Source organism: Alteribacillus sp. HJP-4, from assembly GCF_042139015.1.
Lineage (GTDB): Bacteria > Bacillota > Bacilli > Bacillales > Marinococcaceae > JBHIKY01.
Window position 1 is genome coordinate 14,702 of record NZ_JBHIKY010000028.1, and the last position, 24,276, is coordinate 38,977.

The window sequence follows — 24,276 nt, forward strand, 5'->3', positions numbered from 1 at the left end:
CACCTCTGTTATTAGAGTGATCCTGCAGCAGGATCTAATAAATAATACGTACGTGAAAAGATGGATCCTATTTCATTACAATGATTCTGGAATCTGTCCAGGAAAGATTTGAGTTCCTCCTGGGAGACCTTCTGAAAATCAATTGATTGAAATTCCTGATCGAGCCGGTTCATCGCATCAAACAGCTCTTCAGAATAATGCGAGACTTTTCCGTCTTCAATGTCACGGACAGCAGCCATGACATGATCAATACAATATCTGATCGAACGAGGGAAGACCTTCTCCCCTATTAAAAATTGCAGAACCTGCGGCGCTGTCATCACTGGTGGATATTGCTTCAAATATGCGTCGAAGCCATTGACAAACTGAAGAGCCGCGAGCCAGTAATAATAATTGTCCGCCGTTTTTTTATCATCGATGAGAAACGTTTTTTCAGAAATTACATTTAAAATCCGTGCCGTTTTCTCAGCACGCTCCAGCCACTTCCCTATTTGAATAAAAGCGTGTGGAACATCTCTTGGCATACAGGATTCTATAATTCCCTGTGAAGTGAACGATAATTGTTTAATATGGTAAAGAAATGAATGAACTTCCCTGATCGACCAATCAATTCGATTTAAATCCTTTACCAGCCAATAGCATTCATTGAGAGATTCCCATAATTCCTCAGGAAGAGTTTCCCGGCTGGACTTTGCGTTCTCTCTCGCATAAGTTACACAATTAGAGATAGAGTTTAAGTTGTGATCGGAAAACGATAAATATTGAATGATCGAATCAGTATCCAGAGTGTGATATAACAGATGATATTCTGTCAGGGACGAGCAGATCTCAATAACCTCTTCCCAGTCTCTATCACTATACATTTCACCGTCAGAAACTTCCAGCATGTTTATGAGGCGGATGCTTACAACGCGTGCATTATTTTCTGCTCTTTCAATGTTTCTTCCCATCCAGTATAAGCTGTCGGCAACTCTGCTCAGCATTACGATTCTCCTCCTTCATTCAAAATCCACGTATCCTTGCCTCCTCCTCCTTGAGAGGAATTCACGACTAAAGACCCTTCTTTAAGTGCCACACGGGATAAACCTCCTGGAATGACATGAGTATGTTCCCCTCGGATCACGAAGACCCTCAAATCTACGTGACAAGGGTAAAATCGTTTATCCTGGAAGGCAGGCAGCCTTGAAAGTTGTATAGTCGGCTGTGCAATATACTGGTGAGGTTCTTCGATTATTTTTTTCTTAAATAATTCAACTTCTTCTTCCTTCGCATGCGGCCCTATCAGCATATCGTAACCTCCGGAGGCACCGACATTTTTAATTACGAGCTTGTTTATATTGGAAAGAACGAATTCTCTCTGTTCCATTTCATCAAGAAAATAAGTATCCACATTGGGTATCAGTGGTTCTTCATTTAAATAATAACGAATCATGGCCGGCACGTAAGCATACACCGCCTTATCATCAGCTACACCATTTCCGATTCCATTTAATATACTGACATTACCTCTTCTATAGGCTTCGAGCAGCCCCGGAACCCCAAGCATGGAATCAGGATGAAAAGCAAGTGGATCCAGGAAATCATCATCAATACGGCGGTAAATAATATCAACCCGCCGCAAGCCTCGGATTGTTTTCATATATACGACATGATCCTTAATAATTAAATCTCTGCCTTCAACCAGTTCAATCCCCATCTGCTGCGCCAAAAAAACATGATCATAATACGCAGAATTATAAATACCAGGAGTGAGAAGAACGGCCTGAAGCTTGTTTGGACTTAGGGCATTAGGAGGAACATGATCCAGCATAGATTCATGTAAATAAGAAACCTGGTGCTCGAGTGTACGGATTGAATGTTTAAAGAAAAACTCAGGAAAGACTTTACGCATAACAAACCGATTTTGATATACATAGGACATTCCGGATGGATTGCGGAGGTTATCTTCAAGAACTCTGTATTCTCCATTTTCGTCTCTGATGAGATCAATGCCTGCGAGAAAAATCCGATTACCAATAGGTGGAGCTAATCCGTTTAGCTGCTTCTGGTAGTAATATGGATTATTATAAATTAATTTTTCAGGGATAATGCCGTCTTTTATTATTTGTTTCTCTCCATACACGTCTTCGAGAAACATATTCAGTGCTTCCACGCGCTGCTTCATCCCGGATTCAATTCGATTCCACTGTCTCGGTGGAATAATAACCGGGATAAAATCAAAGGGCATCGTTCTTTCTGTTCCCACTTCATCACTGTAAACAGTGAAGGTTATTCCCTGTCTGAGAAAACTGAGCTGAGCTGTTTCATTTTTTTCTGTCAGTTCATCAATACTAAAATCATCCAGAATTTGATTGAACCGTTGGTATTGAGATTTTGGCCTACCATCGCTGTCAAGCATCTCGTCAAAAAAAGATTTTGCATCATACGTTTGAAACATCACACAGCCATCCCCCTTTTGGATTTAAAATTACAAAGAGACAGGATATATTATCTTATACCCTGTCACCATGCAAAATAATTATATAAATATTTCGACATTAACGGTCAGATTCCTTTCTAATACCTATTACTTTTCAAATATTTCCTCTGAAATCTTCTTGCCCAAATGTCTTCCCGGGTGATCAATAAGGCAGATGATTTCCATACCGGCTTTTACTTCTGTGGCCGGAACAGGCTCGGCACTGCTTGTCAACAGCGATACGCTGTCTGAATCCTGAAGGGTGGCAGAAATAAGCTTCCCTTCTGCTTCGATAACGACACGGAGCAGTTCTCGTTTTTCCACTTTAACTCTTCCAAGCGGTAAATGCTTTGTCTGTTCCCCGTCGTATACAAACAAAGACTGTCCTGCCTCCATTTCAGATAAATATTTCGTATCCCCATCTTGAAAAATATATTGGTGTACCGCTCCTGCATTTACACGGAACGGTCTGGGAGGGTAGGTTTCTGTAGAACGGTTTTCTGATAATACGAAGACGTAACCATCTCCCGTGTTTCCAACAAACACCCCTTCAGTCGGAGTCAATATATCTGCAAAATCCAAACAAACTCTTGAACCTGTACCAATTCGTTCAACTGTTTGAACTATTCCAGTTATAGGATTTCCTGTGGGGTTACTGGCCACTCTTCTCACGTCCTTTCTAAACTAAAATAGAAGATGCTGCATGTCCGGTACATTCCCGTGACAAGCAGCATTCATTCCCCGGAAGAATTTCCTTCCAATTCTTTCACAATACCTTTCTTAAACTCTTTCACAATAACGAAAGAAAATAAAAGTAGAAATATTACGACCATCGTTTCAGATAAATCCGCTATGTAAACACTGAATGAAGAAAGTATCTGCACCATTAAGATAATAAACCAAATACTTGTAAGCACCTTTAATATGTTTGCCACTTATATCACCTGACATTATGAGAATTTTCGTATCTTTTATTATACCTTATTTACTGATTACTTTCATCTCTTCCCAAATTATATGTATGGCAGGAAACATTTCGGAAGAAGCTATAGTGGAAGGAGGATGACAACTAATGAAAAGATATCATTATTTTTCTGCTGCTGCCGCAGTTCTAGTACTTTTAAGCGGCTGTAAAGAAGGAGCGGGACCATCAAATGAAATCATATTTGATGATACTGTTAAAAAAGTCAACGCCGAAGCCGTACGGGCGGAAGGCAGTGACGTTGCAAAAGCAGAAATGATCGACACCAATGGCGAAAGAATCGGCACGGTTACCTTTCATGAAAAAGATAAAGCTGTCCTCGCTGAAGCTGTATTTCAAACAGGTATTCCACAGGGTTTCCATGGTTTCCATATTCATGAGACAGGGACTTGTGAACCTGATGCCGCGGGGGGAGCTTTTTCCACAGCTGGCAGTCATTATAATCCAGATGGAGGGACCCACGGCGAGCACGCCGGTGACATGCCGGTCATTTACGGACTCGGGGACGGATCAGCGTACATGTACACTGCTTTGGATAAGATTGACGCCCGTCGTCTCGCAAATGAACAGAGAGCAGTTATTGTTCATTCTGCTTCAGATAATTATGCCAACATACCAGATCGTTATCAGAGCAATGATCAGCAGCAGCCAGGTCCAGATGAAGAAACACTCAGCACCGGCGATTCAGGAAATAGGATTTCCTGTGGGGTAATTAAATCAAAATAAATAATTTTCACAAAGCCGCTCTTCCAATCCTTTTCTAAAGTATTCTCAAAAAAACAAGAACTCCGGTAAACAGCGGAGTTCTCTTAAATAAATTATCTCTCTGAAACGCTTGATCCCTGAAGGTCTGGTTCCTTTTTTGATAAAAACCAGCCGCTTGCTGCAATTAAAACTAAGACAATGTAAAAAGTGGTCTTCCATAAAGTTGAATGGGCAAAATCTTCAGGAATAATTCCGAGTGCCGGATGAGCCAGAGTATACACTGCAAGTTTTACCCCCACCCATCCTACAATAACAAAGGCCGCAATTTCGAGACCGGGACGCTTATGGAGAAGCTTTACGAACAACGTAGCCGCAAAACGCATGATAACAACGCCAATTAAACCACCTGTTAAGATTACTAAAAATTTTCCTCCATCCATTCCTCCAATTGCAGGAAGGGGAGTATTTGGCAGCGTTACTGCCAAAGCAACAGCGGCAAGAATCGAGTCAACTGCAAATGCAACGTCCGCAACTTCTACTTTAAGAACAGTTGTCCAGAAGCTTTTCCTAGAGGCTTCTTTTTGCTGCAGCTCCGCTTCTAGTTTTTCTGCTTTATCCTCTTCCTTTTTAAAATAAAATTTTCTCACAATATGGTTAATAGCCATAAACAATAAGTATAGAGCTCCGATTGCCTGAACCTGCCATACGTCAATTAAAAATGAAATAGTAAACAAAGAAGCAAAACGAAATACGAAAGCTCCTGCCAGTCCATAAAACAATGCTTTTTTCCGCTGTTTTTCCGGAAGCTTTTTTACCATTATAGCTAATACCAATGCATTATCTGCAGCTAGAATGCCTTCCAATAATATTAATACAATCAATACCCAGCCGTACTCTAAAAGAATGCTTATATCCATTGTTTTCCCCTTTTCCAATAGTTTGTTTTCGTTTAGCGTACCCGCACAGTTAAAGCTTCAATATAGCATTTTTTTCCATCAAAAAAGACCTCTGCCCCGTTATTTAATAACAGGCAAAGGTCTCGCTGACAACAATTATTGTCCATTAAAACCGGAGAGCTTATACTCTCGTATTGACGATTTTAATGTAACGCTACTCCCCTAAGCAAGGAAATATTTGATTATATACAATGTAATGCTTTTTCTTGAAAAAGTCAATCATACTTTATTCCAATTCCTTCAGTTCTTCTACAAGCTCCGAAAGCTCTTCCCAGCGTTCCATCGCGTTTTCAAGCTCCATGGTTAATACACGCTGTTCTTCGGTCCACTGCTGTACTGCTTCAAAATCGCTCCCTGCTGCAGTTATTCTCTCCTCCACCGATTCAAGCTTTTCCTCGAGTTCAGTGATTTTATCTTCAATTGTCTCCCATTCTTTTTTTTCTTTATAAGAAAGTTTTCTTGATTTCTTTTTTACCGGCGATTCTGGCCCAGGGGATTTGATTTCGTCAGGCACAGTCTGGCTTTGCATTTCGAGTCCTGACTTTTCCCGATAATCCGAGTAATTACCAAAATACAAGGAGACCTCTCGGTTATGAAATACATATAATTTGTCAATGACTCGATCGAGAAAGTAACGATCGTGAGAAACAGTAATTACTACCCCGGGAAAATGGTCAAGATATTCTTCTAATACACTCAGTGTCTCAGTGTCAAGATCATTAGTCGGCTCGTCTAAGAAAAGGACATTCGGTTCCTTCATTAATACACCGAGAAGATAAAGACGGCGTCTCTCGCCTCCTGAAAGCCTATTGATATGATTCCACTGCATCGGTCTTGGAAACAAGAAGCGCTCGAGCATTTGTTCCGCAGTAATGGTCGTTCCCTCCGTTGTGGTGACAACTTCAGCAATCTCTCTAATATATTCAATGACGCGTAAGCTTTCGTCCATATCAGTATGATCCTGCCTGTAATACCCAACATCTACTGTGCTTCCATGTTCAACCCAACCAGTATCAGGTTTTTCAATACGGGCCAGAACATTCAGCAAGGTGGATTTACCGCTCCCGTTTGCTCCAATCATGCCTATCCTGTCTCCGGAAGTAATCAAGCAGCTGAAATCTGAAAATAACGTTGTTCCCCCATAGCCTTTAGAGAGATTCTCCGCTTCAATTACTTTTTTACCCAGCCTTGAAGAGCCAACTGCGAAATCCACTTCTTCTTTACCAGGAGCTGCTTTCACTTCTTTCATTGACTCCACACGCTGCACCCTTGCCTTCTGCTTCGTACCACGGGCTTTCGGCCCGCGCCGCAGCCAATCCAGCTCTTTTCTAAGTGTGTTTTGTCGCTTAACGTCAAGAGATGCTTCAAGAGCCTCTCGTTCTGCTTTTTTTTCTAAAAATAATTCATAATTGCCGAGGTAGGTAAAAAGCCTTCCCTTGTCCAGCTCAAAAATTTTGGTGGTCACGCGATTAAGAAAGTAACGATCATGAGTCACCAGCATTAAGGATCCTTGATAGGTCGATAAATATTTCTCAAGCCATTCTACCGTCTCATTGTCCAGGTGGTTTGTCGGTTCATCCAGAAGTAATAAATCAGCTGGCTGAATCAGCGCCTTAGCAATAGCCACCCGTTTTTTCTGCCCTCCGGACAGTTGGCTTCCCTTTTTAAAAAATTCAGTTACACCTAATTTGGTCAATATTTGCTTAGCGAGTGTACCTGCTTCCCACGCACTGTTTTCGTCCATTTGTTGCTGCAGTTTCAGAAGCTGCTGCTGCTTTCGTTCATTCTCTGGATCTTCATTAAGGAATGCTGCTGCTGTTTCATATTGTCTCAGTAAATTCATTACAGGAGAGTCTCCATCATACACCTGTTCCAGCACCGTTTTCTCTGCATCAAGAATAGGGTCTTGAGGCAGATATTCCACTCGCAAATTATTGGCGTGGTAAATAAAACCATCTTCCTTGCTTTCCTGCCCTGACAGAATTTTTAATAATGATGATTTGCCAGTTCCATTTACTCCAATTAATCCAATTCGATCATGAGGCTCCACCGTAAAAGAAATATGTCGAAATAATTCTTTATCACCGTATGTTTTTAAAAGCTTATCTGCTCTCATTACACTCATTTTTTTCACCTGTCTCCATTAGCTTGTCTATATATCATAACATCTCAAAAATTAAAGAAAAATTGGCTTGTCGAAAAGTTCAAAAGGTGAAAGCCTTACTACTCGTATCTCTCATTATTTAAATAAGATAAAACTATTTTTAAATAAAAAGAGAACCGGCACCATTTGGGCCCGGCTCTGAATTACATTGATTTCTTCCGTTTGTTGTTTTTGCGGCTGTTTTTCCACTGCTGATCAGAACGTGATGACCGAAATGGCCGTTTTTTCTTATTGCCCTGTTTTTTTCCGCCTTTTGGACGCAGTGGTGCTTCTTCTGTCAATTTTACTGATGATTGCTCTGAGGAGGTAGTGTTCAATTTTAACGCTGCAGATACAAGTGTAACTGCATCATAACCATTGAGGAGCGTTTTGGCCGTACTTTCAAGCTCCTCTAAATTATCATTTTTAATCACTTCAAGCAGTTTGCTTACTGTCTGCTGGTGACGCCCCTCCATCGCTTCAGTAAAAGTAGGCATCGACTGTCTGTCAATTTTTTTCTGTGTTGTTTTTTCGATAAAGGAAAGATGGCCCATTTCTCTCGGGGTTACGAAACTGTAAGCGATTCCTCCTTTTCCGGCTCTTCCGGTCCGGCCGATACGGTGCACATAGCTTTCCGGGTCCTGAGGAAGATCAAAGTTATAAACATGTGTCACGCCGCTTACATCCAATCCTCTAGCCGCAACATCTGTAGCCACAAGAATGTCTACTGCGTTATTTTTAAATTTGCGCAGAACCTGGCTTCGTCTCTCCTGTTTAAGATCACCGTGAATTCCTTCTGCAGCATAGCCCCTTTGATTAAGGGCTTCAGCAAGCTCATCAACACGCCGCTTTGTTCTCCCAAATACAATGGCGAGGTCCGGAGGAGTAATATCCAACAAGTAGGATAGAGTATCAAATTTTTGCTTTTCCGGAACTTCAATGTAGCGCTGCTCAATATTAGATACAGTCAGCCCTTTGCTTTTAACTTTTACAACTTCAGGATCATTCATAAATTGAGCTGTTACATTTTGCAGGCGCGGAGGCATCGTGGCAGAGAACAAGAAGGTGAGTCGTTCTTCCGGCACCTCTTTTAGAATTGTTTCAATATCTTCGATAAAACCCATGCTCAGCATTTCATCGGCTTCGTCAAGCACGACCATGTTAATATACGCCGGGCGGATCGTTTTACGGCGCATATGATCCATCAAACGGCCGGGCGTGGCTACTATAATCTGCGGGCTTCTCTTGATTGCCTTGATTTGGCGGCCGATTTCCTGGCCTCCGTAAATAGCAAGGGCTCTTACACCTTTATGGCGGCCAAGCTTATTAAGCTCTTCTGATACTTGAATAGCAAGCTCACGGGTAGGGGCCAGAACAAGTCCCTGCGGGTGCTTTTCATCCAATTTCATTTTTTCGATCATCGGAATACCGAAAGCAGCTGTTTTACCAGTTCCTGTCTGAGCCTGCCCTATAATGTCTCGACCTTCTTTTGCTATTGGAATAACTTCTGCCTGAATAGCTGTGGCTTCTTCAAATCCCATGTCCATTATCGAACGGAATATACTCTGTTCAATATTTAAATCTTGAAATAATGTCAATATACTAACTCCTTTTTTTCTATTGTTGCCGGTTTAATATTATTTATTTTTCCCCGTCTTCCGGGTTTCATGTGAGATTAGAAAACCAAAATGTTGTGGTAAGACAAATAAAAAATGAGCATCCTGAAGTTTCTTGAACAGGTTATGCCCATTACGGATGGTAAAGCGTGTCCGCTGGCTTAAACCAACTAGAACAGTTTAGCACACTATTGCAGCGATTGTCATCCCTATCCTCCAAAGAAGAAATACTTGACTAATTCAATATAAGTGGCAATTGCTCCATTATACTTAAACTATAAAGCAAAAAGCATTTATAAAAAAGAATTATTACTATTTCGTAATGAATTTTTAATGTTTCATCCGTTGAATCGAAATATGTTTGGGCGTAAACTCGAAAATGTGGCAGTCACTGCAGGGGTGTGTGACTTTAAGGAGGTCTATGGCGGTGGAAAAACAATATGCGTATTTTCACGATGCTTCACAGAGGCAAGTCACTGTAGGGACGAAAGAAGATATCGAAAAGCTCAATAGAGATAATCATGAAATTGTTTACTGTGCTACTCAAACGGAACTGGTTAGCAATGTAAGAGAATTTTATAAAAGAGAATGGATTGTAACTCTTGCAACGAGATTAAAGACCTTTGAAGAAGAATTATTTATGACTTAATTTCAACTTATTCCTGCGGTGTGCCTTCCCTGGGAGTTCTAAAAATACATGAAATGAAACGAGGCTGTCTCCTAGATGAGGACAGCCTCCTTATTATTTATTCTTCAATTTCGATAATGCTTCCGCTAAGGCTGGGTTGGTGAACTCATCGTCCTTGCTCTGTTTCTTTAAATATTTATTCACATCCTGCTTGGTCGCTTTATAGTTCTTCTCCTGCTTCCTTCTCTGGTTAAAAGCTGCTTCCTTTTCCTTGTAACCGCAGCGGCATACAAAAACCTTTCCGCTGCCTTCACCATGAAGATCCATTTTCTTTTTGCATTTAGGACAGCGCGCATTGGTCACTTTAGAAATATTTTTCTTGTATCCACAGCTTCTGTCCTGACACACCTTCATTTTTCCCCGCTTCCCATTTACTTCGAGAAGATGCTTTCCGCACTCAGGACATGGAGTTCCTGTAATATTGTCATGTTTAAAAGACTTTGTGCTCAGTTTAATTTCTTTTACAATAGATTCTGCATATTTTTTCATCTCTTCAATAAATACTTCTTTTTTGAGAAATTCCTGCTCAATATTTTTTAATTTTTGTTCCCATTGAGCTGTCAGTGCAGGGGATTTAAGCTCTTCAGGTGCAAGCTCCAGCAATTGCCTTCCCTTCGATGTGACTTTTAAAGTCTTTCCTTTTTTCTCTAATAAATAACTATTCAAAAGTTTATCAATAACATCAGCTCTTGTCGCAACCGTGCCGATGCCCCCGCTTACCTTTAGCTGCTTCATCAGCTTTTGATCAGCGCCAGGCATGTAGGGTGCAGGATTTTCCATTGCAGACAACAAAGCCCCTTCATCTAATGGCGGCGGAGGACTCGTTTTGCCACTTTCTGTTTTTAAAGATGCTATCTTTATTAAATCCCCTTTGTGCAGAGGGGGAAGCTCCTGTTGATCCTCGTTTTCGGTCTGAAATAATGCCTTCCATCCCTGCTGTAAAACCCGGTTCCCTCTAGCCATAAATCTTTCAGAACCAATAGTGGCGTGCACTGCTATTACTTCGTATTCGGCAGCAGGGTAAAAGGACTGAAGAAAGCGCTGAACCACCATATCATATATATTTCGTTCTTTATTTGAAAATTGTTGGAAATCAGGAGCTGATTCCGTAGGTATAATAGCATGGTGATCAGTTACCTTTTTATTCTGCACGACATTACTGTTGATTTTCAATCCGCGGCGGTTAATTGCAAGCACATGCTTCGAATAAGGATGGACATCACATGCTTTTAACCGATCTTTTAGTGTAGATAAAATATCCGTTGAAATATAGCTCGAATCTGTACGGGGATAGGTTACGACTTTATGCGTTTCATACAATCGCTGCATGATGGAAAGAGTTTCTTTCGCAGAATATCCATACCTTCCGTTAGCCTCCCGCTGCAGCTGAGTCAGGTCATATAATAAAGGGGCAAACTGTTTTTTCACTTTTTTATCTACCTGTGTAATATTCGCACTCTTTCCCTGCTGCTCTTTTACTATGCTTTCTGCATCGTCTGTTGAGAAAATACGGTCTTCTCCTGATTTCTCATCCCGCCAAGTCAGGGAAAAATTTTTATCTGTAATGGCGATGATTCTTTCAAAGGAAGCCGGTTTAAAACTTTGAATATTTTTTTCTCTTTGAGCGACAATCGCAAGCGTCGGCGTCTGCACTCTCCCGCAGGACAGTTGTGCATTGTACTTGGTAGTCAAGGCTCTTGTCGCATTCATGCCCACGTACCAATCAGCCTCCGCTCGTGCTTCTGCTGCTTTAAATAAAGAAAAGTACCGGCTGCCATTCTTTAATTCTTTAAATCCATTCTTAATTGCCTGATCCGTTACAGAGGAAATCCATAAACGTTTTAATGGCTTCTCTACGTTTGCTTTGGCCAGAATCCAGCGGGCCACAAGCTCCCCTTCACGTCCAGCGTCTGTAGCGACAATAATATCTTGAATATCCTGCCTGTGCAGCAGACTTTTAACCGTTTGAAACTGCTTCCCACCCTTTTTAATAACTGTTAAATTCAGGCGAGGAGGAAGCATCGGCAGATCCTCCAGTCTCCAAGTCTGATATTTTTTATCGTAAACTTCCGGGTCTGCATGAGTCACCAGGTGGCCAAACGCCCATGTGACCACGTAGTGATTACCTTCGAAATATCCATTTCCTTCTTTTTTACAGTCCATCACCCTGGCAATATCCTTGCCGACGGAAGGCTTTTCAGCCAGGATTAGCGATTTATTCATGTGTCTTCCCTGCCTTTAATTGTCCCTGAGGAGTATTCAATTCAATTACATTTCCGGAGGGATCCAGGCAGTAAAGCTGGGCAAAACCAGCGATACTATCGGGTTTTGCTGTGAACGGAACGTTGTGATGCTCAAGGTGAAGCTTTGTTTCTTCATAATCTTTTACCCGGAAAGCAAAATGCGGTGCGCGCGTATTAATTTCTGTATCAATGGTCTTTTCTGTGTCTTCAATTAAATGAAGCTGCTGGCGCCCTATTTTATACCATTCTCCGTTAAAATCAAACGGCGGCCGTTCTTCGAGCTCTAATTCTAAAACATTCTCGTAAAACTGTTTAGCTTTTTCCACATCTGCCACGGTTAAACTCACATGGTGAATTTGTTCATAACGTATCATGCTATCCCGCCTTTCCTTCTCATTAAGAAGTATATCACGTAGTTACATCCCGCTTCATTTTAAGCTATCATGGGTAAGGATACAGTATCCGGAAACGCGACAGGCGGCATCCCGCTGATCAAAGAATCAGAAAGAAATTGATTCAAACACATAAAGAAACATCCGCCCGTTTGTTGGAAGGGGCGGATGTTTCTTTATCATTGAGCTTTTGTATTAATCGTTACATCAATGTTTCCTCTAGTGGCTTTAGAATAAGGGCAGAACTGATGAGCTGCGGTGGTCAGCTCTTCTGCTTCTTCCTGGGAAACTCCCTTAACTTCAACATCAAGCTGTACTCCAATTTTAAAACCATTATCCTGTTCATCCTTTAATAAGCTTACAGCCCCTGTTACTTTTGAATCGATATCTTTGTTCTGTTTTTCTGCCATAAGATTGAGTGCACCATCATAGCAGGCGGCATATCCTGCAGCAAACAGCTGCTCCGGGTTTGAGCCGGTTTCATTAGAATCCCCGCCGGGCATTACTAAATTTAAGTCGATTAAACCGTCACTGGATTTTACGTGGCCTTCACGTCCTCCATCAGCGGTAGCATAGGATGTAAAAATTGGTTTCATTACGAATCATCCTCCAATTTATAGAATCTCAAAATTAATTAACCTTTATTTCTATTCCACCACGTGGACGTGCATTAAACGTGTAAAACTTTATAATTGCAATGTAATAAACAATCCAGACTGAGTAAGTAGAATCGTCTGGATTTTGCAGTGAATAATATTTTTTGTTCCAGCATTAGTTTTAATTACTATCTGATCACCCGTTCACCCTTCAACATTTCCTCTTTACAGAGCGGGCATGTTTTATTTTTTTCGGTTATATTTTGTGAATCGATTTCCTGCCAAATATTACAAGTGGCTGAAGAACAATACCATACTGATTTTGCCTGTTTCTTATGCCGGCCGGTAAACATATCTTCTATAAATCTTGAAATACCTACTTTTCTACCTCTATAAAAGGATGGGGAGCTGAGGTATAAACATTCTTTCGCCCGGGTGGCAGCTACATACGCTATTCTTCGTTCCTCTTCTAATGCTTTATCCTGAGTAATATGGCCGTCAATGATTGATTTTCCCTTCATTGACTCAATAACGGAGCTGTGAGGAAGGATTGATTCAGATAAACCGATGAAAAAAACATATGAAAATTCAAGTCCTTTTGCCCGGTGAATTGTCATTAGCGACACAGCATCGGTTTGAGGATTTTTCTTAAGCTCTTCCATTTGGTAAAAGGTTTCTCTCATAGAATCAATAAATTTTACAAAAGAAGAAATATCCTCAAATCGCTTTGCAGAGCCTTCTAGCTCATCAAGTGCTTCCAATAGCGAGTCTTTATAACTGGTTGAGGCTTTTGCGTCTTTCGTGTCCAGATATACATCATAAAAGGAAGTTCTCATTCGTTTAATAGCTGTGGCAGGTTTCATCTTTTCTATCGAATCGAGCAGGTTTAAGCGTTCTTTTACAGTTTTAACCTGAAATGGTTTAAGATTACTTGAATTTGCAACCTGCAGCAGCGGATGAACCTCTGTATTTTGAAGGACAGAAGATAAAGCTGCCTCTCTTGAAATATATATAGAAGGAAGCACTCCTTCAACTGCTTTAATATCATATTTGTCTATTATTAAACGAAGGTGGTCAATCAATGGGCGTACTGCTGCCTGCTCATAAAATAATTGATTTTGGCTTGTATAATAAATAAATGGAATTCCTGCTGAGGTTAATTCTTCGAATATCGCCCTGCTGCTGCTTGCTGTACGATAAAGAACAGACATATCCCTATATTGTTCACCTTTATTCTTTAAAAGCATCATTTCATCGACAACTGCTTTTGCTTCTTCCTCCACATTTGCAGCCCTCAAAAACTGCGGCTCAGCATTGTTATCTTTTCTTCTCCGGGAAGCATACATCTTTTTCTCTCTACGGTATTTATTTGGCTGAATAATTGAGTTAGAGAAGTGGATGATCTGCCCCGGAGAGCGGTAATTACTTTCAAGTTTTACAGTTTCAGCTGATGGGAACACTTGATCAAATTGAAGAATGAATTCATTCCGAGCACCGTTGAAAGAATAAATAGTCTGGTCATCATCCCCTGTCACTGAAAGGTTTTGATGCGTATTGATCATAACTTTTAACAATTCAAACTGTAAATAATTCGTATCCTGAAATTCATCTGCCATTACATACTCGAATCTGTTTTGTACTCTTCTTCGCAGATCGTGGTTAGACTGAAGCTCCTGTAAGGCTTTTACCAAAATATCGTCAAAATCAATGGAATGCTGCTGCTTTTTCCATTTCTCAAAAGTTTGAATCACTTGTAGGGCCGTTTCCCCGGCTGAATTATCTAATGACTTGTTATTTAATTTACAGTGAGACAAATACTCCAGTAGAGTTTCCGGTTCATATTTTTGATGAAGCCCTTTTTCTTTAAGGAGTTTTTTCATCACAATTTGTTTATACCTTTCACTGGCTATTATCTTCTCAGAATGACCACATCCACGGATCATTTTTAAAAAAACAGAATGAAACGTACCAATATGTATGAGTGAGGCTTGCGACCGCTGTAACCCGGGAAGAAGTCCCACCCGCTCTCTCATTTCCTGGGCCGCTTTTTTTGTAAATGTGATCATAAGAATTTTTTGGGGGTTAATTTGCTTGACCCTGAGTAAATAACCAGCACGACAGGTCATTACTGTCGTTTTTCCCGATCCCGGGCCGGCAAGAGCTAACAGGGGGCCTTCTCCGTGACGAACCACGTGGATTTGTTCTTCATTTAAAAGCATTCCTTGTTTTTCCAGCTCCCGGAAATACCAGGCATCTACTTCTTCGTTTTTTACTATCGTTTTACTGTTTTCCTCCGAATCCAAGATTGGATTTTGATGAAGCATTCCGGTCCAATTCGTAATATCCCGATATTGATTCTCCATTCATGTTCCTACCCTCTTTACCTTTTTCCCAGCTAATTTTACAGCTTCAGACGAAAAATAAAAACTCCTTTCCATTCGTTATGAATGATCGATAAAACTGAGAAAACGCTTTCAATTGTACTGCATCACAGCATGCACCGCAAAAAATACAATAAAATTTCTTTTGAGGACCTTGCAATATGGAAAATCCCATGATATGATGTAATTGCTATTTTGTCATCTAAGCTTCAGAGACATCAGCATGATTCATCAGCAGCTTAGGTAATTGCAAGATAAGTAATATTATTCGTGCATGAAATGATGCACACAGGAGGATCTCCACATGGAACAAGGTACAGTAAAATGGTTTAACGCAGAAAAAGGCTTTGGATTTATCGAGCGCGAAGGAGCAGACGATGTATTTGTACACTTCTCCGCTATTCAGGAAGAAGGATTCAAAACATTGGAAGAAGGTCAGCAAGTCAGCTTCGAAATCGTCGAAGGCGACCGTGGACCACAAGCTGCTAACGTAACTAAAGCATAATAAACCAACCCATAATATAAAAAGCTCTCTGATTTCAGAGAGCTTTTTTCATGCTTGCATTTAATAAACCCTTCGCAGGCTTATCAGCGAAGGGTTTAAACCTATTTTTTTTGAAAAAGATCCGTAAAAAAGCTCATAAACGCCTGGGTGATTTCAATGGACTGAAACGTAAACAAGCTTGCTGCAGTTAAGGAGAGCAGCCCTACTGCGATAATTCGTGTATGCTGTAATACGTGTAACCATGCCATTATTTATCATCCTCCTCGTGAAATAATCATACTCCTTTCCCTCAAAAATGCAATACATTTTTTTTAGAAAACTTGAGTCTAAAAGCCTTACAGCAGCTTCTCCGAGGGTTTATTTTCCTTGCTCCTTCCATCTAAAAACTCTCGTATTTCTTTTTTTAATCCTATTGATTTTGCTACTTTCATAAGAATTATCCCAGAATAAGTGATATTCCTTTATAATGTGAATTAATAGACAATTAAAAGGTGGATAACATTGGAAAATAAAATTGTGATAATTACTGGAGCAAACAGTGGCATTGGACTACATACTGCAGTAGGTTTACTAAAAAAAGGTGCTCATGTAATATTTGCCTGCCGGAGTAAAGAAAGAGGAAATCAGGCAATGCTCATTGCAAAAGCGGCTTCATCCTCAGATAAAGTTTCCTTTTTGCGCTGCGACCTTTCCTCCCTGCGAAGTATTAATGAGTTTGTTTCTGCATTCACGACGAAATTCAACACATTGGACGTACTTATAAATAATGCGGGGGTCGTCACTACTAGAAGAAAAGTAACGGAAGATAATTTTGAGCAGATGATTGGTGTCAATCATCTGGGACATTTCTATTTGACCCATCAGCTCCTGCCATTCCTGAAACGTTCTTCCAATGGAAAAGTAATTCATGTGTCATCCGGCGCTCACAAGTGGGGAAATATTTATTTTCCCGATCCGCATTTACATCGAGGGTTTGGTATTTGGAAAGCTTATTGTCAGTCGAAGCTTGCCAATATATTATTTTCCAATCGTCTTGCAGAGCAGCTCTTGGGCACAAATGTAACATCTAATGCCCTGCACCCCGGTGCAGTCAGCACAAATATTGGAGTCAGTCGAGAAAACGGCTTTGGGAAGTCCATTCATAAGCTGCTGCGGCCACTTTTCTTAACACCTCAAGAAGGTGCTGAGACGTCTATATATTTAGCTTCTCAATCGACAAATTTACTAAACGGCGCCTATATTGCAGATAAGCAGTCAGTTACTTTTGAAGGGGCTGCCGGTGATCCCGTACTAGCTGAAAAATTATGGACCTGGAGCGAAATAGAAATCGAAAAGAATGGATTTCGCCTGCATGTTAACTGATCCTAAATGACGGGAATAGAAGAGAATTACTGGAAAGGAGTAAAAGATGCGATATTTATTTGTATCCGCTTCGATTATCCCAGTTCTAATCCTCTCTTCGTGCTATGAGAAATCAAATGATGATAATTCGACTCAAGAAAATCCTGGTGCAACTGAAAATGATGGGGATGAAAACAGTTCTTCAGGCACTTCATCCAATATTGAAACTGTGGCAGAGGAACTGATCATCCCATGGGCAGTGGAAAAACATGAGGACGAATTTTTCATCACAGAACGCGAAGGAAATATTGCGCGTGTTCAAAATAATGGCAGTGTTTCCCGGGAATAAGTGGAAACATCAGAAGAAATTGTGAGTCGGGGAGAGGGGGGCCTGCTTGGGTTTGTACTTGACCCAGAATTTACTCACAATCAACGTGCCTACCTCTACCACACGTATAATGGGAGAGATAGCCTTGCCAATCGTATTATTGAGGTGAGACGGAACGAAGATACATGGTCGGAAACGGCTGTGCTGCTGGAGGACATTCCTGGTGCCCAGATTCACAATGGCGGCCGCTTAAAGATTGGGCCGGACGGAAAGCTTTTTGCGACTGCCGGGGATGCTGATGATCCAGATGCCGCCCAAAATCGAGAAAGCCTGGCCGGCAGTATTCTGAGGCTAAATCTTGACGGAAGTATTCCCGAAGATAACCCCTATGAAGATTCTTATATTTATTCATATGGACACCGAAACCCGCAAGGTCTTGCCTGGAATCAGAAAGATGATTTGTACAGCTCTGAGCACGGCTCTTCAGCCTATGATGAAATAAATTTCATCGAGCCGGGAAATAATTATGGATGGCCTGAAAACACCGGCGACGATAATAAAAATGAAATGACTCCCCCGCTGATTCACTCTGGTGAGCAGACCTGGGCACCGTCAGGAAGTATATTTGATGAGCAGAATCAATATTATGTGACGGGACTGCGGGGGACTCAGCTTATGAGATTCAACTTAGAGGAAGAGGATATGGAGGTGGTTCTGTCAGGTGAAGGCAGACTCAGGGACGTAATGATCAGCGGTGATGAAATGTATGTCATCACGAATAACCGCGATGGGCGCGGGAGTCCCTCTGAAAATGACGATCAGCTGCTCCGGCTGACAAATTTTGAAGCTCAGGAGTAATACTGGCAGAGGTACAACAGAAGCAGTGACTAATAATGGAGGCGGGATCCATCTTCCCTGCCTCCATTAAGCTAAAAAATTTTCTTGCGGTCTCTTTCTTCTTTTAATATCTCTACTGCTTCCCGGAAGCGCTGAGAATGCACCACTTCTCTCTGTCGCAAAAATTTTAGGCCATCATTTAAATCCGGGTCATCGGAAAGATCAATAATCCATTGATACGTTGCTCTAGCTTTTTCCTCCGCTGCAATATCTTCATATAAATCTGCAATAGGATCGCCTTTAGCCTGGATATAAGAGGCCGTCCAAGGCACACCAGAAGAATTTTCATAATAAAGCGCATTATCATGGATGACATAATGATCTCCCAGTCCTGCGGCTTTCATTTGCTCCGGGGTTGCATCCTTGGTTAGTTTGTAGATCATGGTGGCAATCATTTCTAAATGAGCGAATTCCTCTGTGCCAATGTCTGTTAAAAGGCCGACTACTTTATCGGGAATAGAATAGCGCTGATTCAAATATCGTAAAGCTGCAGACAGCTCTCCATCTGCCCCTCCATACTGCTCGACTAAGTATCTGGCCAGCGTTGGATTACAGGTGCTGACCTTAACAGGGTACTGCAGTTTTTTTTCATATATCCACATGAGCGTCCCCCCTTTATAATTGCCATGGCCACGGCGCTTTGTTCCAGTTCCACGGATAGCTGCTGTAGCTGAGGCATTGACCATACTGTAAAAGCGGTCCGTAATACTCCTCCACACTGAATTTAAGGTGCTGCCGATACTGTGCAGTTTCATTAAATTGTTGGATCGCCTCATAGTCGTCGGGGTGAGTGTCCAAATACAGAGTTAATTCTACGAGTACGAAATCAATCGCCTGTAATTCCTCCATCAATCGATAAAACTCTTCTGGAAGCTGTGTCTGCTGATCCTTCATTCCTCTTCCCTCCACTCATGAGGCTTTTTATAAGGAGAAAAAAGTGCAGGCCAAAGGGTCCCGCTGAACAATGCTTCCTGCGGGGTGTATTGAGGCAGTCCAGGAGGTTGGAAGCCCATATAAAGATTAGGAGGAGTCTCATAGGATTTCACTTTAATCGGAGGGCACGGATCATTCGGACCGATGTACGGACGATAAAACTTTCGTTGTGTGAATTCTTTCATGCTGTAACCTGCCTTAAATCCGACTTTCTGCCATCTTATGATCCGCAGGCTTTAATTAGAACGCTGACGACTCTTTCTTTTCCAGGCAGCTTTCAACCTTTTTGTCCAGCTTAGATTAAGAAAAACATCAATGGTGATGCTGATTATTAGTCCGTATAAAACTACCCCAAATATACTTAACGTAACAAGAATTGACTTTCCAGCTGTAGTCGCCGGCTCAAAGTCAGTTCTCCCGAAAAACAATAGAGAGATAATACTGCTGAAGAATGCATCAATATAGCTCTGAATCTCTGGCTCTAAGTAGTATAAAGGAATAACTGAAATAAACAGCATTAGAAATGTTATCGCTGCCACTATGAAATAGCTTTGGCGCTTTAAAAACCTTATAAATGGCATAGTATAATATTTTGTAATTGTTTTTAAACGCAAAAGATGCAATATTCTTGCCAGCCTGGCCATTTGAAACAAAGCGTCAAGGGGAACAATCGCAATGAGAAGAAATGGATTACTTTTAATAAAGGCCCATTTGCTTGGACTGGTAAAAAAACGATACACAAAATCAACGACAAAAATCGCCCAGGTGATCCAGATAATTAAGTCGTTAACCCCTGTATCATACCAAATTGTTCCCACAGCCAGAACCGCAAGAAGCACCATGAAAGCCTCGTAGGAAATATCTCTTTTTGGTTTATTGAGCTTAAACATATGAATGCACTACCTTCTTATCAGCTTCCGTAATCTTACCATACTAGCATAGATAACTTTGTGTTACAGTTCTGCCTTGCTTGTGAAAGTATACGCTTTTTTTGCATGCTGCTCTTCAGAAAGACTAACTTTCATAATAAAAAATATAGATTAATTGATTAGTAGCTATTGCATTTAATATATAATATCTATATAATATAATTTGTCTCGCGGTTGTGGCGGAACTGGCAGACGCGCACGGTTCAGGTCCGTGTGGGCATTGTGCCCTTGGAGGTTCGAGTCCTCTCAACCGCACCAAACATAAACTAAGTAATAGAGCTGACCGGAAGAGGTCAGCTCTTTTTTATACAGATAAATGTCGTCCATTAAGAGTACCGTATTTTTTCAATACCACTACAGCTAAGGAGTGTATAGTTTTGAGAGAAATTTCTGAGTGGATTCAGGCCTCCCGTTATACTGTTTTAATGACAGGTGCCGGCATGTCAACGGAAAGCGGCCTCCCGGATTTTCGTTCAGCAGACGGTTTGTGGAATAATAAAAATCCGGCCGAACTCGCCAGTGTAAACGCACTCACGAATAACCGTGAAGAATTTATAGCATTTTATAAGGAACGAATGAAAGTAATTGCTGAAACTAAGCCTAATATGGGTCATTATTATTTAGCAGAATGGGAAAAAGCCGAAAAAATCCAAGGAGTAATTACTCAAAATGTAGATGGACTTCATCAGGCCGCCGGAAGCAGACGTGTTGCTGAATTACATGGATCGCTGACAGCTCTTCACTGTTATTCCTGCTCCGAAAGATATGATTACACAAAATACTTACGTGACGAAATAACGTGCAGCAGCTGTGGTGGTTTTTTAAGACCAGATGTAGTTTTATTTGGGGAAATGCTTCCTGACGAAGCAATTTCCTTCTCGCAGCAGCACACTGCAAACGCTGACCTGTTTATTGTGCTGGGCTCCAGTCTGTCCGTATCTCCCGCTTCCTATTTCCCGCAGGACGCAAAACAAAATGGGGCACGCCTTGTTATTATTAACCATACAGAAACCGAACTTGATTCAATTGCTGATAAAGTAATTCAGGGAAGAAACATAAGTGATGTACTCTCCAGCATTGATGTATTGTTTGACGAAAGTTTGAAATAGGAGAGATGGTTCACATTCCATTGCTTTATTTTTCAAATAGTAAAAGCACGCTGCACTGAAAGAACCAGCTGCAACGTGCTTGTATTAACAAAAGCTGTCTTTTGGTTTTGGAACGGATAGTCCAAATAGTGGTCTCAGGAACAACGCAAGAAACGTCCCTGCGAGTGCCATGACCGCCCAGACATACCCGTGCAGGCTAAATGACGCAATGCCACCAAAATATGCTCCAATGTTGCATCCAAAAGCTAAGCGTGCTCCATATCCCATCAATAGCCCCCCTATAATCGAAGCAGCTGCATTCCCTTTTGTAATTTTTGAGAAGTTGAATAGTCCTGCTGCTGCGGAAGCTAAAAATGCACCCAGTATTACACCAAAATTTAATACTGTTGTAGAATCTGCAAAGATAGATGATTGAAGCTGAGCTGCATTCTCCTGCCAATATTGCCACTCTGAAACATTCATTCCGAAAGTTTCCAATGTCTTAGAACCCCATAGGGTAAAAGCTGAGGTTACCCCCCAAGGTGTGCCGCGTGTCATTAATGTTAGAGCATTCAGCACAGCGAGTATAATAGCTGCTGCAATTAACGGCCAGGAGCCGCGGATTATTCTTTTTAATCCTTTTTCACTCGGTACGGCAGCCATTTTGGGAGGATTTTTCTTTTTTTCAATCCATAAAGTAAGCAAAATAATAATTCCAAAAATTAGAACAGATACAAGCCATGCTCCGGAATATCCCAGTCCTGTTGAAGTGGCCAGGGAAATAGGTTCCGCAGCCGGTAAATCCTCCGTCCAAAAGTACAAGTGAGCTGCTCCGATGGTAGCGCCGATTATAAAGAAAAATAATGTGATAAACATTACTGAACGGCCGCCTCCGACAGCGTACAGAGTGCCTGACGCACACCCGCCGCCAAGCTGCATGCCAATGCCGAATATAAATGCTCCTACGAGCACACTTATACCGACCGGAGATACATACCCTGCCGCTTCACCTCCAAAAAAAGTATAGCCTGTGGCTAATATTGGAGCAAATAATGTAACAGCAACGATCAGCATGACCATATGAGCCCGTAAAGCCGTGCCGTTACCTACGGAGGCTAAGCGACGAAAGGCGGATGTGAATCCAAAGCGTGCGTGAAATAAAGTATATCCGAGCAGAGTGCCAATCACCATCAGAAGGGGCTGAACGATTGCCTGCGTTGCCGCAAGGAAAATGGTGAGAGCAGTACCAGCAGCGATGCCGCCGATCAACAGCCTGGTCTGGGGGGAATTGAGCTGTTTACTGCTTTGTTTCACCTCAGTCTGCTGAGTTACCGGCTGAACATTTGTAGCCATTTATAATTCACCTCTTAATCTATCGTTTTAGTAGGGATTTCTTTCAAAGAATACAGTTGATCGAAGTGTATGTCAATATAATTGCTCTCCATAACGAAATAAGACGGCAGAAAAGATTCCCTGCCATCTTATTTCCATATTCTCAAAACTTTTCAATTATTGCAGTTTGATCTATTGCTTTTAATGGGAGGTTCGCAGGTCCCTCAAGAACCTCCCCCTTTGTGGTGAATCGAGATCCGTGGCACGGGCAGTCCCAGCTTGTTTCTGCTTCGTTCCATTCTACTTCACAGCCCATATGGGTACAGGTGGTATCGATTAACTGAAGATCTCCCTCGTGCGTACGATAGGCGCCTGCTCTTCTTCCATCCAGGTTTACCACAGCCCCTTCCCCGGGTTCCACATCCTCGACTGACTTATTTCCCCGTTCTGCATGAGTTTTCACAAATTGCACCGCAACATCGGTATTTTCTTTAACAAAGGTTCCGCTTGATTTTAAGGAAGCATTGCGGCCCGGATCATAAAGCTCTTCATATCGATTGTATTTAGCTGAAACGATATCACTCAGCAGCATTGCAGCATTAACACTGTTTGTCATTCCCCATTTATTGAACCCGGTTGCTACGAAAATATGGTTATCTCCGGCAGTCATTCTGCCAACATAAGGCACTTTATCTAGAGTTGTCAGATCCTGTGCAGACCAGCGACTTTCTATCGACTGAATGCCGAAATGTTTGCCTGCAAATCCTTTTAGTGCCTCAAAGTGATCCATCGTATTCGGACCCTTGCCTGTTTTATGATTTTCTCCGCCGATCAGTGCCAGTTTTTCTCCATTAGAACTCGTCCAGCGAAATGACCTGCTCGGCTGTCCGACAGATAAAAACATTCCATCAGGCAGCGGTGCTTCAGTTCTCACAGCTATTGCGTAAGATCTCTCCGGGTGTAGTCTGGAAAAGTAAAAGCCTTTTAAATCATCAAACGGGAAGTGAGAGGTAACTATAACCTTTTCAGCCAGGACACTCCCGGGTCCCTTCGTTATAATTTTCACTGGATCTCCTTTTTCAAGATGAAGAACAGGAGTGTTTTCAAAAATTCTCACTCCTGCTGCTTCGAGCTTTTGAACAATCCAAGTGAGGAATTTAATAGGGTGAAATTGAGCTTGATCCGGCATTTTTAGTGCAGCTTCCACCGGGAAAGGAAGTGGACACTCATGCTTTAGTTCACTTTTGATGCCAAGCTTATCGTAAGCCTGTTTTTCTTTTAACAGCTGCTGCTTGCCTTTTATTGTTTCCGTATACAGCCACGCATCTTGAAGTTGAAAATCACAGTCGATTCTATTTTCATTAACAATTTTTTCCACATATTCCTTGGCTTTTATGTTGGATTCATAATATTGACGGGCCCTTCCTTCACCAAAAGTACCAATTAATTCATCATAAATTTGTCCGTGCTGAGCTGTTATCTTTGCAGTCGTATGGCCTGTTGTTCCATTTGTAAGTGAGGATGCTTCGAGGACAACAGGTTTCGCGCCATGTAATGCGAGTCGATAAGCAGTCATTAATCCTGTAATACCGCCGCCGACAATGGCTATTTCCGACTTTATTTCTTCTTTAAGCGATGGGAATCTGTTAAATTTGTTTGTTTCTCTCCAATATGAAGCAGATTCCCGGGGTAATTTCTTGGATGGATCATTCATGATAGCGATAGCGCCTCCTTCTAAATGGCTGTATATCCTTAATATGAGC

At 41.5% G+C, this 24,276-nt stretch carries 25 protein-coding genes and 1 tRNA gene; 8 read left to right on the forward strand and 18 right to left on the reverse strand.

The window, feature by feature from the left end; genetic code table 11:
- Positions 1–11: 11 nt before the first annotated feature.
- From ACE4RR_RS18485 to ACE4RR_RS18500, 4 genes are all read right to left on the reverse strand, one after another.
- Positions 12–983 (reverse strand): alpha-E domain-containing protein, encoded by a 972-nt coding sequence (locus ACE4RR_RS18485; RefSeq protein ID WP_375536931.1) that lies wholly within the window; start codon positions 981–983, stop codon positions 12–14.
- Positions 983–2,437 (reverse strand): circularly permuted type 2 ATP-grasp protein, encoded by a 1,455-nt coding sequence (locus tag ACE4RR_RS18490; RefSeq protein ID WP_375536966.1) that lies wholly within the window; start codon positions 2,435–2,437, stop codon positions 983–985. The genes ACE4RR_RS18485 and ACE4RR_RS18490 overlap by 1 nt, the downstream gene beginning before the upstream one ends.
- A gap of 129 nt (positions 2,438–2,566) precedes the next feature.
- Positions 2,567–3,121: a 3-dehydroquinate synthase II domain-containing protein gene (locus ACE4RR_RS18495; RefSeq protein ID WP_375536932.1), complete on the reverse strand. Its 555-nt coding sequence runs from the start codon at positions 3,119–3,121 to the stop codon at positions 2,567–2,569.
- 71 nt (positions 3,122–3,192) lie between these two features.
- Positions 3,193–3,393, reverse strand: coding sequence for a hypothetical protein (locus ACE4RR_RS18500; RefSeq protein ID WP_375536933.1), 201 nt, complete (start codon positions 3,391–3,393; stop codon positions 3,193–3,195).
- 137 nt (positions 3,394–3,530) lie between these two features.
- Between ACE4RR_RS18500 and ACE4RR_RS18505 the strand changes: the two genes are divergently transcribed.
- Positions 3,531–4,166, forward strand: a complete 636-nt coding sequence (locus ACE4RR_RS18505) for a superoxide dismutase family protein (RefSeq protein ID WP_375536934.1) — start codon at positions 3,531–3,533, stop codon at positions 4,164–4,166.
- A gap of 92 nt (positions 4,167–4,258) precedes the next feature.
- Here ACE4RR_RS18505 and ACE4RR_RS18510 read toward each other — a convergent pair whose 3' ends face one another.
- The 3 genes from ACE4RR_RS18510 to cshA all read right to left on the reverse strand — a co-directional run bounded on the left by ACE4RR_RS18510 (position 4,259) and on the right by cshA (position 8,842).
- Positions 4,259–5,062 carry a TerC family protein gene (locus tag ACE4RR_RS18510; RefSeq protein WP_375536935.1) on the reverse strand — a complete coding sequence of 268 codons (804 nt, stop codon included), beginning with the start codon at positions 5,060–5,062 and terminating at the stop codon, positions 4,259–4,261.
- A gap of 265 nt (positions 5,063–5,327) precedes the next feature.
- Positions 5,328–7,226, reverse strand: a complete 1,899-nt coding sequence (locus ACE4RR_RS18515; RefSeq protein ID WP_375536936.1) for an ABC-F family ATP-binding cassette domain-containing protein — start codon at positions 7,224–7,226, stop codon at positions 5,328–5,330.
- 182 nt (positions 7,227–7,408) lie between these two features.
- A complete protein-coding gene (gene cshA / locus ACE4RR_RS18520) occupies positions 7,409–8,842 on the reverse strand; it encodes a degradosome RNA helicase CshA (protein WP_375536937.1) in 1,434 nt (477 codons plus the stop codon).
- Positions 8,843–9,287: 445 nt separating this feature from the next.
- Here cshA and ACE4RR_RS18525 point away from each other — a divergent pair, with 445 nt between their 5' ends.
- The gene (locus ACE4RR_RS18525; protein WP_375536938.1) at positions 9,288–9,509 is read left to right on the forward strand and encodes a hypothetical protein; all 222 of its coding nucleotides are present in this window, start codon (positions 9,288–9,290) and stop codon (positions 9,507–9,509) included.
- A 93-nt stretch (positions 9,510–9,602) separates the two neighbouring features.
- On the opposite strand, the gene ACE4RR_RS18530 is transcribed toward ACE4RR_RS18525, so the two are convergent.
- From ACE4RR_RS18530 to ACE4RR_RS18545, 4 genes are all read right to left on the reverse strand, one after another.
- Positions 9,603–11,771 (reverse strand): DNA topoisomerase III, encoded by a 2,169-nt coding sequence (locus tag ACE4RR_RS18530; RefSeq protein WP_375536939.1) that lies wholly within the window; start codon positions 11,769–11,771, stop codon positions 9,603–9,605.
- Positions 11,764–12,165: a VOC family protein gene (locus ACE4RR_RS18535; protein WP_375536940.1), complete on the reverse strand. Its 402-nt coding sequence runs from the start codon at positions 12,163–12,165 to the stop codon at positions 11,764–11,766. Before ACE4RR_RS18535 ends, ACE4RR_RS18530 begins: the two co-directional genes overlap by 8 nt.
- Positions 12,166–12,362: 197 nt before the next feature.
- Positions 12,363–12,779 (reverse strand): organic hydroperoxide resistance protein, encoded by a 417-nt coding sequence (locus ACE4RR_RS18540; protein ID WP_375536941.1) that lies wholly within the window; start codon positions 12,777–12,779, stop codon positions 12,363–12,365.
- Between the two features lie 188 nt (positions 12,780–12,967).
- The gene (locus tag ACE4RR_RS18545) at positions 12,968–15,142 is read right to left on the reverse strand and encodes a UvrD-helicase domain-containing protein (protein WP_375536942.1); all 2,175 of its coding nucleotides are present in this window, start codon (positions 15,140–15,142) and stop codon (positions 12,968–12,970) included.
- 322 nt (positions 15,143–15,464) lie between these two features.
- Between ACE4RR_RS18545 and ACE4RR_RS18550 the strand changes: the two genes are divergently transcribed.
- Positions 15,465–15,665, forward strand: coding sequence for a cold-shock protein (locus ACE4RR_RS18550; RefSeq protein ID WP_375536943.1), 201 nt, complete (start codon positions 15,465–15,467; stop codon positions 15,663–15,665).
- 101 nt (positions 15,666–15,766) lie between these two features.
- Here the strand turns inward: ACE4RR_RS18550 and ACE4RR_RS18555 are convergent, their stop codons facing one another.
- On the reverse strand, positions 15,767–15,913 hold the full coding sequence (locus tag ACE4RR_RS18555; RefSeq protein ID WP_375536944.1) for a hypothetical protein: 147 nt from the start codon (positions 15,911–15,913) through the stop codon (positions 15,767–15,769).
- Between the two features lie 253 nt (positions 15,914–16,166).
- Here ACE4RR_RS18555 and ACE4RR_RS18560 point away from each other — a divergent pair, with 253 nt between their 5' ends.
- Genes ACE4RR_RS18560 through ACE4RR_RS18570 form a run of 3 tightly spaced genes read left to right on the forward strand, consistent with a single transcriptional unit; the run spans position 16,167 to position 18,192 of the window.
- Positions 16,167–17,027, forward strand: coding sequence for an SDR family oxidoreductase (locus ACE4RR_RS18560; protein ID WP_375536945.1), 861 nt, complete (start codon positions 16,167–16,169; stop codon positions 17,025–17,027).
- Between the two features lie 46 nt (positions 17,028–17,073).
- The gene (locus ACE4RR_RS18565; protein WP_375536946.1) at positions 17,074–17,355 is read left to right on the forward strand and encodes a hypothetical protein; all 282 of its coding nucleotides are present in this window, start codon (positions 17,074–17,076) and stop codon (positions 17,353–17,355) included.
- Entirely contained in the window at positions 17,356–18,192 is an 837-nt protein-coding gene (locus ACE4RR_RS18570) for a PQQ-dependent sugar dehydrogenase (protein WP_375536947.1), read from the forward strand.
- A gap of 71 nt (positions 18,193–18,263) precedes the next feature.
- Here ACE4RR_RS18570 and ACE4RR_RS18575 read toward each other — a convergent pair whose 3' ends face one another.
- From ACE4RR_RS18575 to ACE4RR_RS18590, 4 genes are read right to left on the reverse strand one after another with little or no spacing between them, the layout of a single operon-like run.
- Positions 18,264–18,833: a manganese catalase family protein gene (locus ACE4RR_RS18575; protein WP_375536948.1), complete on the reverse strand. Its 570-nt coding sequence runs from the start codon at positions 18,831–18,833 to the stop codon at positions 18,264–18,266.
- Positions 18,834–18,846: 13 nt separating this feature from the next.
- A complete protein-coding gene (locus ACE4RR_RS18580) occupies positions 18,847–19,125 on the reverse strand; it encodes a spore coat protein CotJB (protein WP_375536949.1) in 279 nt (92 codons plus the stop codon).
- Positions 19,122–19,349: a spore coat associated protein CotJA gene (locus tag ACE4RR_RS18585; RefSeq protein WP_375536950.1), complete on the reverse strand. Its 228-nt coding sequence runs from the start codon at positions 19,347–19,349 to the stop codon at positions 19,122–19,124. The genes ACE4RR_RS18580 and ACE4RR_RS18585 overlap by 4 nt, the downstream gene beginning before the upstream one ends.
- 51 nt (positions 19,350–19,400) lie before the next feature.
- Positions 19,401–20,054 carry a hypothetical protein gene (locus ACE4RR_RS18590; RefSeq protein ID WP_375536951.1) on the reverse strand — a complete coding sequence of 218 codons (654 nt, stop codon included), beginning with the start codon at positions 20,052–20,054 and terminating at the stop codon, positions 19,401–19,403.
- Positions 20,055–20,263: 209 nt separating this feature from the next.
- On the opposite strand from ACE4RR_RS18590, the gene ACE4RR_RS18595 reads away from it, so the two are divergent.
- Both ACE4RR_RS18595 and ACE4RR_RS18600 read left to right on the forward strand, forming a co-directional pair.
- Positions 20,264–20,351 (forward strand) — tRNA-Leu (locus tag ACE4RR_RS18595).
- A gap of 119 nt (positions 20,352–20,470) precedes the next feature.
- Positions 20,471–21,202: an NAD-dependent protein deacylase gene (locus ACE4RR_RS18600; protein WP_375536952.1), complete on the forward strand. Its 732-nt coding sequence runs from the start codon at positions 20,471–20,473 to the stop codon at positions 21,200–21,202.
- Between the two features lie 84 nt (positions 21,203–21,286).
- Here the strand turns inward: ACE4RR_RS18600 and ACE4RR_RS18605 are convergent, their stop codons facing one another.
- Positions 21,287–22,534: a YeeE/YedE family protein gene (locus ACE4RR_RS18605; protein ID WP_375536953.1), complete on the reverse strand. Its 1,248-nt coding sequence runs from the start codon at positions 22,532–22,534 to the stop codon at positions 21,287–21,289.
- 142 nt (positions 22,535–22,676) lie between these two features.
- The gene (locus tag ACE4RR_RS18610) at positions 22,677–24,227 is read right to left on the reverse strand and encodes an FAD-dependent oxidoreductase (RefSeq protein ID WP_375536954.1); all 1,551 of its coding nucleotides are present in this window, start codon (positions 24,225–24,227) and stop codon (positions 22,677–22,679) included.
- Between the last annotated feature and the right edge of the window lie 49 nt (positions 24,228–24,276).

Excerpts from the sequence above, each read along its gene's own strand:
- ACE4RR_RS18485 (WP_375536931.1), bottom strand. The coding sequence starts at position 983 with ATGCTGAGCAGAGTTGCCGACAGCTTATACTGGATGGGAAGAAACATT.
- ACE4RR_RS18490 (WP_375536966.1), bottom strand. The coding sequence starts at position 2,437 with ATGTTTCAAACGTATGATGCAAAATCTTTTTTTGACGAGATGCTTGAC.
- ACE4RR_RS18505 (WP_375536934.1), top strand. The coding sequence starts at position 3,531 with ATGAAAAGATATCATTATTTTTCTGCTGCTGCCGCAGTTCTAGTACTT.
- ACE4RR_RS18510 (WP_375536935.1), bottom strand. The coding sequence starts at position 5,062 with ATGGATATAAGCATTCTTTTAGAGTACGGCTGGGTATTGATTGTATTA.
- ACE4RR_RS18515 (WP_375536936.1), bottom strand. The coding sequence starts at position 7,226 with ATGAGTGTAATGAGAGCAGATAAGCTTTTAAAAACATACGGTGATAAA.
- ACE4RR_RS18530 (WP_375536939.1), bottom strand. The coding sequence starts at position 11,771 with ATGAATAAATCGCTAATCCTGGCTGAAAAGCCTTCCGTCGGCAAGGAT.
- ACE4RR_RS18535 (WP_375536940.1), bottom strand. The coding sequence starts at position 12,165 with ATGATACGTTATGAACAAATTCACCATGTGAGTTTAACCGTGGCAGAT.
- ACE4RR_RS18540 (WP_375536941.1), bottom strand. The coding sequence starts at position 12,779 with ATGAAACCAATTTTTACATCCTATGCTACCGCTGATGGAGGACGTGAA.
- ACE4RR_RS18545 (WP_375536942.1), bottom strand. The coding sequence starts at position 15,142 with ATGGAGAATCAATATCGGGATATTACGAATTGGACCGGAATGCTTCAT.
- ACE4RR_RS18550 (WP_375536943.1), top strand. The coding sequence starts at position 15,465 with ATGGAACAAGGTACAGTAAAATGGTTTAACGCAGAAAAAGGCTTTGGA.
- ACE4RR_RS18555 (WP_375536944.1), bottom strand. The coding sequence starts at position 15,913 with ATGGCATGGTTACACGTATTACAGCATACACGAATTATCGCAGTAGGG.
- ACE4RR_RS18565 (WP_375536946.1), top strand. The coding sequence starts at position 17,074 with ATGCGATATTTATTTGTATCCGCTTCGATTATCCCAGTTCTAATCCTC.
- ACE4RR_RS18575 (WP_375536948.1), bottom strand. The coding sequence starts at position 18,833 with ATGTGGATATATGAAAAAAAACTGCAGTACCCTGTTAAGGTCAGCACC.
- ACE4RR_RS18580 (WP_375536949.1), bottom strand. The coding sequence starts at position 19,125 with ATGAAGGATCAGCAGACACAGCTTCCAGAAGAGTTTTATCGATTGATG.
- ACE4RR_RS18585 (WP_375536950.1), bottom strand. The coding sequence starts at position 19,349 with ATGAAAGAATTCACACAACGAAAGTTTTATCGTCCGTACATCGGTCCG.
- ACE4RR_RS18590 (WP_375536951.1), bottom strand. The coding sequence starts at position 20,054 with ATGTTTAAGCTCAATAAACCAAAAAGAGATATTTCCTACGAGGCTTTC.
- ACE4RR_RS18605 (WP_375536953.1), bottom strand. The coding sequence starts at position 22,534 with ATGGCTACAAATGTTCAGCCGGTAACTCAGCAGACTGAGGTGAAACAA.
- ACE4RR_RS18610 (WP_375536954.1), bottom strand. The coding sequence starts at position 24,227 with ATGAATGATCCATCCAAGAAATTACCCCGGGAATCTGCTTCATATTGG.